Source organism: Alkalibaculum bacchi (assembly GCF_003317055.1).
In the GTDB taxonomy this organism is placed as follows: Bacteria; Bacillota; Clostridia; order Eubacteriales; family Alkalibacteraceae; genus Alkalibaculum; species Alkalibaculum bacchi.
The window spans coordinates 22,979-31,074 of record NZ_QNRX01000027.1 but is presented as its reverse complement, the minus strand read 5'-3'; the positions used below and the strand labels follow the sequence as shown (position 1 = coordinate 31,074).

The 8,096-nt window shown below is 35.5% G+C and carries 8 protein-coding genes; all 8 read right to left on the bottom strand.

Annotation, left to right across the window (positions count from 1 at the left end; translation table 11 throughout):
* Positions 1 to 218 precede the first annotated feature (218 nt).
* Positions 219 to 512, bottom strand: a complete 294-nt coding sequence (locus DES36_RS14020; RefSeq protein ID WP_207657473.1) for a pro-sigmaK processing inhibitor BofA family protein — start codon at positions 510 to 512, stop codon at positions 219 to 221.
* A 50-nt stretch (positions 513 to 562) separates the two neighbouring features.
* Positions 563 to 889, bottom strand: coding sequence for a DUF2508 family protein (locus DES36_RS14015; RefSeq protein WP_113921838.1), 327 nt, complete (start codon positions 887 to 889; stop codon positions 563 to 565).
* Between the two features lie 131 nt (positions 890 to 1,020).
* The gene (locus DES36_RS14010) at positions 1,021 to 1,347 is read right to left on the bottom strand and encodes a DUF2508 family protein (protein ID WP_113921837.1); all 327 of its coding nucleotides are present in this window, start codon (positions 1,345 to 1,347) and stop codon (positions 1,021 to 1,023) included.
* A 501-nt stretch (positions 1,348 to 1,848) separates the two neighbouring features.
* Positions 1,849 to 2,070, bottom strand: a complete 222-nt coding sequence (locus tag DES36_RS14005) for a hypothetical protein (RefSeq protein ID WP_113921836.1) — start codon at positions 2,068 to 2,070, stop codon at positions 1,849 to 1,851.
* Between the two features lie 455 nt (positions 2,071 to 2,525).
* Positions 2,526 to 3,587: a branched-chain amino acid aminotransferase gene (locus tag DES36_RS14000; protein ID WP_479722706.1), complete on the bottom strand. Its 1,062-nt coding sequence runs from the start codon at positions 3,585 to 3,587 to the stop codon at positions 2,526 to 2,528.
* 330 nt (positions 3,588 to 3,917) lie between these two features.
* Positions 3,918 to 5,513 carry an NAD(P)/FAD-dependent oxidoreductase gene (locus DES36_RS13995; RefSeq protein ID WP_113921834.1) on the bottom strand — a complete coding sequence of 532 codons (1,596 nt, stop codon included), beginning with the start codon at positions 5,511 to 5,513 and terminating at the stop codon, positions 3,918 to 3,920.
* Between the two features lie 255 nt (positions 5,514 to 5,768).
* Complete coding sequence (locus tag DES36_RS13990) at positions 5,769 to 7,001, bottom strand: CdaR family protein (protein WP_170128337.1); 1,233 nt, start codon at positions 6,999 to 7,001, stop codon at positions 5,769 to 5,771.
* Complete coding sequence (gene cdaA, locus DES36_RS13985) at positions 6,988 to 7,830, bottom strand: diadenylate cyclase CdaA (RefSeq protein WP_113921832.1); 843 nt, start codon at positions 7,828 to 7,830, stop codon at positions 6,988 to 6,990. The genes DES36_RS13990 and cdaA overlap by 14 nt, the downstream gene beginning before the upstream one ends.
* Between the last annotated feature and the right edge of the window lie 266 nt (positions 7,831 to 8,096).

Below are 8,096 nucleotides of genomic sequence, written 5' to 3'. Positions count from 1 at the left end.
AGAACATCAAGTATTGTTCTTAAAAAATCATCATCTCACCGCAGCATAATTTCAAACATCACTTTTTATAGTTAACTTTTCCATTGTTCGTGTTTCGATAATGGTTTGTTTGCTATACTAAAAAACCGATAATAATATTTCTTAAAAAAATTATTGACAAGACTTAGCTGGTCTTACTACCTTACCACCTTACTACCTTACTACCTTACCACCTTTATTCATACTGCCAAGATCAATTTTAGCACAATTAATAAAATTAGCCCTGGAATCCCGAAGATACCTATTACTAGAGCATTCCATGGATTTACTCCTATATCGAAGTTAAACATATTTAAGAGCAAGAGCAATAATCCACCTATTATACTATTGATAAAGACTGACACAACGAAGCGTACTGGTATTTTGAATGCCTTAAATAATGTGCTCCCAAAAAAATATAAGATTAACAATCCAATAGAATAAGCTAAAATTGCATCTGTTTCTAATCCTAAGCCCATTTTTAATATCACCATCCTTTGTCCTAATATATAGGTATTTCAGTATGGTAATATTTATTCGCTTTTTATAATTCGGCTTTAATATTTTCTTTTTTAGCTTTCTTTAATAGGTAATTATAAAAATATTGATTGGCGAGAATTTTATGTGCGGCATAGTCTACTAAGTCTGGGTCTGTTACATTAGTGAAAAAGTTTTTTGACTGTTCTAATTCGAGTTTGGCTTTCTGAATCAATCCGACAAAGTATTCATTTTGATTTTTTGTTTGTATTCTTTCTCTTTCTGCTTGTCTTTTGTGTTTAAATTCTTGAATTTCTACTTTAATAGTCTGTACATATTGATTTATAATTTTTTTATCAATTATAATCCTTTTACTCTTTTCTACTTTATCCAATCATAAACCCTCCAAATCCACTTATTATACTATTGATAATTGCATCTGTTTCTAATTCTAAGCCCATTTTTAATATCACCATCCTTGTCCTATTATATAAGTATTTCAGTATGGTAATATTTATTCGCTTTTTATAATTCAGCTTTAATATTTTCTTTTTTGGCCTTCTTTAATAGATAATTATAAAAATATTGATTGGCGAGAATCTTATGTGCGGCATAGTCTACTAAGTCTGGGTCGGTTACATTAGCGAAAAAGTTTTTTGACTGTTCTAATTCAAGTTTAGTCTTTTCAATCAAGCTGACGAAGTGTTCATTTTGATTTTTTGTTTTTATTCTTTCTTTTTCTGCTTGCCTTTTGTGTTTAAATGCTTGGATCTTTATTTTAATGATCTGTACATATTGATTAATCATTTTTTTATCGATTATCGTCTTTTTGTTTTTTTCTACTTTATCCAATCATAAACCCTCCAAAAATTCTTTGGTAGTATTATTGACCTGGTTATATACTTTTTATTCATGGATAAATGCAGGTGGTCAGGTGGTCAGCAAATATGCGACTTACGTCGCAATGAACGGTGAACATAGAACAATGAACAGTTAACAATAAAAAGCTAAGTAAATCGTCGCATATTTATACTGTTCAATGTTCAGTGTTCATTGAAGGTTTTGCATTTTATTCTAATAATAGTTCATTATATAGTTTATGCTCTTATAATTAGTTTGCAAGGATCCTTCGCTTCACTTCAGGATGACCTAAGCGTGCTTCGCACACAATTAAGAATTAATAATTTAGAATGATTGTTTGGAATGGTTCTAGGGTCTTTCTTTATGTTGGGGCACATGTTGACTCTAGCTACTACTGTTGTCATCCTGAAGGCTTTAGCCGAAGGATCTTGCTTTTCTCCATCTCGCCTATAGGCGAGTCTTCCACTTTCCGCATTCAGCTTTCCGCTAATACTATGTATTTGTCATCGAATCTGAATCTTCAGAGTAATATTGATGAGTTGTCTGATCGTTTATTACTATAGAGCATGCATTTTCTGAACTACATAATTGATTTACGTACTGTATTGCCTTCTCTTTATTATCAAACGTTTTTATCACTTCATTTGAACTGCTATCTAAGAGTCCCCATTTTTTATCGGCTTCACCTGTCATTATAATATAGTATTTTGTCATAATCCTATACACCTCCATAGTGTTTAAAATATAATTATTATATGCAAGAGTGTATGAGAAGTGTGACAGTTTTTGTAAGGTGATTAACATTAAGGTGGTACGTCGTAGGTTACGGACTTGTAGCTCCTTCTAGTCGCTATAATCCTCGCCAACCTTGACAGGGGGTAATACCAATGGATTTGTCTTACCCTTCGGGCAAGACAAATCCGGTATTACTCCCAGGTGGTAAGCAAAGGCATTTCTTGGGTCGGTCTTTGGGGGTTAAGATCCTTCGCTTCGCTCAGGATGACGACAAGAAAGTGCCTGTGGCACTTTAGTCGCTAGTCATTAGTCCCTAGTATTAGGGTATTCCTTTTGGATCAAAATCTGATGTCAAAAGTAGGAGTTTTTTATAACACAAAAAAGGACTCCATTGGAGCCCTTAAGATAATTTTTTACACTTTACGTTTTTAACTCTATACTCTAACAATCCAATCAAATGTATCTTTTTCTTTTCCGTTTTGGATTTCAGTGATTGTATCGTATAGTTTTTGAGATATTTTTCCGATTTCTTGATTGTTAATTTGTATATCATTACCTTTCCAACCTAGTATGCCGATTGGAGAAATGACAGCTGCTGTTCCTGTCGCAAATGCTTCTTCAAGCTTTCCTTCTTGATGCCATCTCATAACATCATCAATGGTAAATGGCTCTTCTATTACTTCTATTCCCCAGCTCTTTAATAACTCTATTGAGGTATCTCTAGTGATTCCGCCTAATATGCTTCCCTGTAATGGAGCTGTATGGACTTTGCCGTCTACTTTAAAGAAAGCGTTACTTGTTCCAACTTCCTCAATATATTTTCTCTCGATACCATCTAACCACAATACTTGGGAGTAACCTTTTTTATGAGCTTCTACTTGTGCTTTAAGGCTAGCTGCATAATTTGCACCAGTTTTAGCATATCCAGTGCCACCTGGTACTGCTCTTACGTATTCGTCTTCTACATAGATTTTTGTAGGATTTAATCCTTCTTTATAGTAAGAGCCTACAGGGCTTAAGATAATCATCAACATATATGTTGATGATGGTTTTACACCGATAAACGGATCTGTAGCGATAACAAATGGTCTAATGTATAATGAAGTTCCTGGACTTGTTGGAATCCAATCTTCGTCTATTTTTACTACTGCCTTTATTGCTTCTAAGAAAAGATCTTCATCTATAGCAGGAATACAAAGTCTATCATTAGACTGATTCATTCTCCTTATATTATCTTTTGGTCTAAATAGTTGAATGGTACCATCTTCTGCTTTGTATGCTTTTAACCCTTCAAATGTCTCTTGTCCGTAATGGAATACCATGGTTGATGGATCTAAAGTCAAGGGTCCGTAGGGCACAATGCGAGGGTCATACCAACCTTGCCCTTCTTTATAATCCATAACAAACATATGGTCTGTAAATTCATGACCAAAAACCAAACTACTCTCATCAGGTTTTACTTTTGGTGAATTTGTCCTTGTTACTGTAATTTCCACGATCCTCATCTCCTGATTAAATATTATCTTATTATATCGTAATTTCCTAAATACGGCAATAAGGAACTACGCTTAGCGGAAAGCGGAACTTCTTGAGGTAGTAAGCAAAAACTTTCTTGGGTATTCCTTTCGGGTCTTAGATCCTTCGTAGGCTTTGCGCACAATTGAGAATTTACAATTTAGAATTGAGAGTTAAAACCCTTCAAGTATATAGCTTATTTTTTATTAGGTAGTAAGTAGAGATCCTTCGCTAGCGCTCAGGATGACTTAAGCAGGAGCTTGGTCTTTACCTCGCCCGAAGGCGAGTTTTGTTTTTCCTGACCACCTTTTTTAGCTTTCAGCTAAAAAGTAAGCACATTTGAGTCCATCTAGCGCTGCACTCATAATGCCTCCAGCGTAGCCAGCGCCTTCGCCTATTGGGTAGAGACCTTTGATGTTTAGCGATTCTCTTGTTGTTTTGTCTCTTAAAATTCTTAGAGGTGATGAGGTTCTGGTTTCCACTCCTGTTAGTATGGCATCGTAGGTACTAAAGCCTTTTAGCTTTTGATTAAAGTGTGGCAGTGCATGCCTAATAGAGCTTGACACATAGTGGGGTAAAGCTAATGCTACATTAGAAAGCGTTATACCTGGTGTATAAGTAGGTTTTACATCTCCAATGGCTACAGACTCTTTATCCTCTAAAAAATCTCCTACTAGTTGAATTGGTGCATTATAGTTTTTTCCACCTAGCTCAAAAGCAAGTCTTTCGTATTTTCTTTGGAATTCTATGCCCTTTATAGGGTCGTGATGAAAATCAGCAGGGCTAATATTGACTACAATAGCACTATTGGCATTTTCTTCGCCACGAGAATAATAACTCATTCCATTAGTAACTACCCCTCCATCCTCTGAAGAAGAAGCTATTACTAAACCTCCTGGACACATACAAAAACTATAGACACCTCTACCTGTTTCCTCATCTCGATAAGTAAGTTGATAATCTGCAGCTTTTAAATAAGAACTTTGCCAATGCTCTCCATATTGTGCTTTATTAATTAAGCTCTGTGGATGTTCTATCCTTAGACCAATAGCAAAGCCTTTTGCTTCAAGATTTGCCTTCTTCTTCCCAATGAGTTCATAAGTGTCTCTTGCACTATGCCCTATTGCTAAAATAAGATGCTCTGTTTCGTAACGATCTTTGTTATTGACTTCTACTCCGACTATCCTTTGTCCTTCTACAATAATGTCTGTCATACAGGAGTTAAATAAAACTTGTCCTCCTAATGAAATAATCTCTTGACGAATGTTTTTAATTACATTCCTGAGTATATCTGTGCCTACATGAGGTTTATGAAGATATAGGATTTCTTCTGGAGCACCATGGTTTACAAAGCATTGAAGAATTTCTCTATTTAAAGGGTCTTTTACCCTAGTGGTCAATTTTCCATCAGAAAAGCTGCCTGCCCCTCCCTCACCAAATTGCACATTACTATTGGATTGAAGATGTCCATTATTCCAAAACGAGTCAATATCCTCTTTTCTGCTGGTTACATCTTGCCCTCTCTCTAAAACAATAGGATTTGCGCCCAACTGGGCTAGTTTTAAAGCTGCAAATATTCCCGCTGGACCAAATCCCACTATTACTGGTGGTTTATGAAATGTATTTTTATCTATCTTGTGGATTAATGGAGGTATGGTTTTTTCATCGTTTTTACTTATCTGCCATTTAGACTTTATTTTAGTCAAGTCCTTAGGATAATTAAGCTCAATCGTATATATAAAAGATAATTCCCCTTGTCGGCTCTTGCGAGCGTCAATGGATTTGCTGAGGATTTTAAAATTGGATATATTATCACGTTTAAGCCCAAGTTTATTTGAGACGTATTGTAAAATATCGTCCGTCATTTCTTGAATTGGAATTTTGATATTTGATATTTTGTAATTCATGAAATACTCCTTTGTTTTAAGGTGGTCGGGTGGTCGGATGGTCAGGTGGTCAGCAAAAACTTTTTTGGTATTCCTTTTGGGTCTTAGATTCTTCGCTGTGCTCAAGAATGACTAGTCAGGAGCTTGGGCTGGCTTCGCTGGTCAAGATCCTTCGCTACGCTCCAGGATGACAAAGCAGGTGCTTGGGTCTTTACCTCGCCCGAAGGCGAGAAATGCTTTTGCTGACCACCCGACCACCTTGACCACCTGACCACCTTATTCTACTGTTTCTTCACCCTCGGTCACTCTTTTCACCGCAGTAATCATCATATTACTTGGTGTGATGGCCTTTATGGTAATTCTTTCGAGGGGTTCCATTTGAATTTTAACTGTGTTTTCCCCTTCTAGTATTTCTTTTAGATCAATATAAAGTGCAATGTTTTCTATATTTAGCTTTTCTACATCTGTGCTTTTACCCTCTAATCTTATACTAATATTTACTTCTTTAGGCTGAACGATGTCCATGTCTTCTGGCTGATTGATTACTTTTAGAGTCTTGATTTGATAGTCTTTAATTACTTTTTCTTCTACTGTAATATTTACTTTTACTTCCGTAGTTCCATTACCGACAGTGTCCGTACCTTCCGGTAATTGAAGTTTTACTACTCTTTCAACACTTGATTGAATTCCTTCTATATTAATTTCTTCTGTAAGAACCTTCTCAATATTTCCTAATCGATCATCTTTTGCCCCTAGTACTATTTCCTTAGGATTTACAGTAATGTTTGTAATTATGTAATCTTCACTAGGTGTTCCTTTAAGATTTGGCTCTATTTTTACCTTTTTTGTTTTACCAATCTGAACATCTACATTACAACGAGAGGTACTTATATTTACTCCCTCTATTACCTTCCCATTAGAGTCTACTGCTTGTATTTGAACACTTTCATTTATATTACTGCCCGCTCCTTCTACATTTATGATACCTACTACTTTTGATACTTTTTTAAGCATTTCCTCTGGTCCATAGAGAGCCACACTTCTAGGTGATGCGGAATACCCCATGACAACTAAGTCTCTTTGTGGATTTCCCTCAATATTAATTTCCACTTCTTGTCGTTTTTCTCCTAATTGGTCTACTTTTAATTCGATTTTTTCAGGATATATGTTTTTTAATTGAACCACATCAGGTAAGCCCTGAATAGTTGCTTCTAAATTGTATTCTCCCTTTTCATCAATATTTGTCACATCAATTGATGCTTCAATATCTTTTCGAAGATTATACAAGCTGCTGGTGCGACCATATACGCTAATGTCCACAGTATATTCTTGATCTGCTGATAATACCAAACCTTTTTCTTCTAAGCTATTTCTATTTTCTATGCGAACGGGTATATTGCTAAATTTTTGAGTTACATTGGGATCTACTTCGCCCATTACATAAAACCATAGCACAATGGCAATTCCTAGGGATATTATAATGGCTATTTTAGGTTCACTCTTGTTCATCATTATTCCCCCAAAATTTAAATTTCTTTGGCGATTCTTCCTTAGGATTAAACTCTTCTTTTAAGAATTCTTTCATGCTCTTAATATCTAAGTAACGGTATAATCTACCTTTGCTGGCATAGGAAATTACGCCAGATTCTTCAGAGACAACTAGCACAATGGCATCTGAATTTTCAGACATGCCTAATGCTGCTCGATGTCTTGTTCCGAGAGTTCTATTTACGTTTTTATTTTCGGTTAAAGGCAACAAACAAGAAGCTGCCTTTAATTTGTTTTCACTCATTCGTATTACTACGGCTCCATCGTGAAGAGGAGTATTAGGCGTAAAAATATTTTGGATTAACTCACTTGAGACGATCGAATCTAATCTGGTTCCTGTCATGATAATATCGTCTATACCTGTCTCTTTCTCTAAGATGATTAGGGCCCCTGTTTTCGTATTTGACATTTCCCCAATAGCTTCAATAATCTCCCCTATAGTTCTTTCTGTCTCTTTGTTGTCTACAGTAAACCTACTTTTCCAGAAGCTAGTTCGTCCAATCTGCTCCAAAGCCCTTCTAAGTTCTGGTTGAAACACAATAATAATGGCAATAAATCCTACAGTCATAATACTTCTAAGCAAAAAATTTACAGTATAGAGTTCAAACCAATCGCTCATTTGAGTTGCAACTAATAAAAAAAGAATACCCTTTGCAACTTGTGCAGCTTGAGTAAACTGAATCCAACGTATAATTTTATACGCGACAAAAGCTACTATTATGATATCAATAAGGCTTGATGGTCTTATTAGTATTAAGAGATTATCAAAAATATTAGAGATCTGAGACATTTAAATACCTACCTTTACTACAACATAGTAAATATTATACACCATTTTACTTGTAAGAACATGGGTATTAACATAATGTTATATTTTTTTTACGAAATTGTCGCATAAACAACAAAACCACCCATTTTTAATAATGGGTGGTTTTGTTGTTTAGGTGGTAAGCTTTAAGGTGGTAAGGTGGTAAGTAAAGGCACAACTCGCCAGGGGCGAGATTATGTTTGGTCGGGCTTTGGAGTCAAGATCCTTCGCTACGCTCAGGATGACGG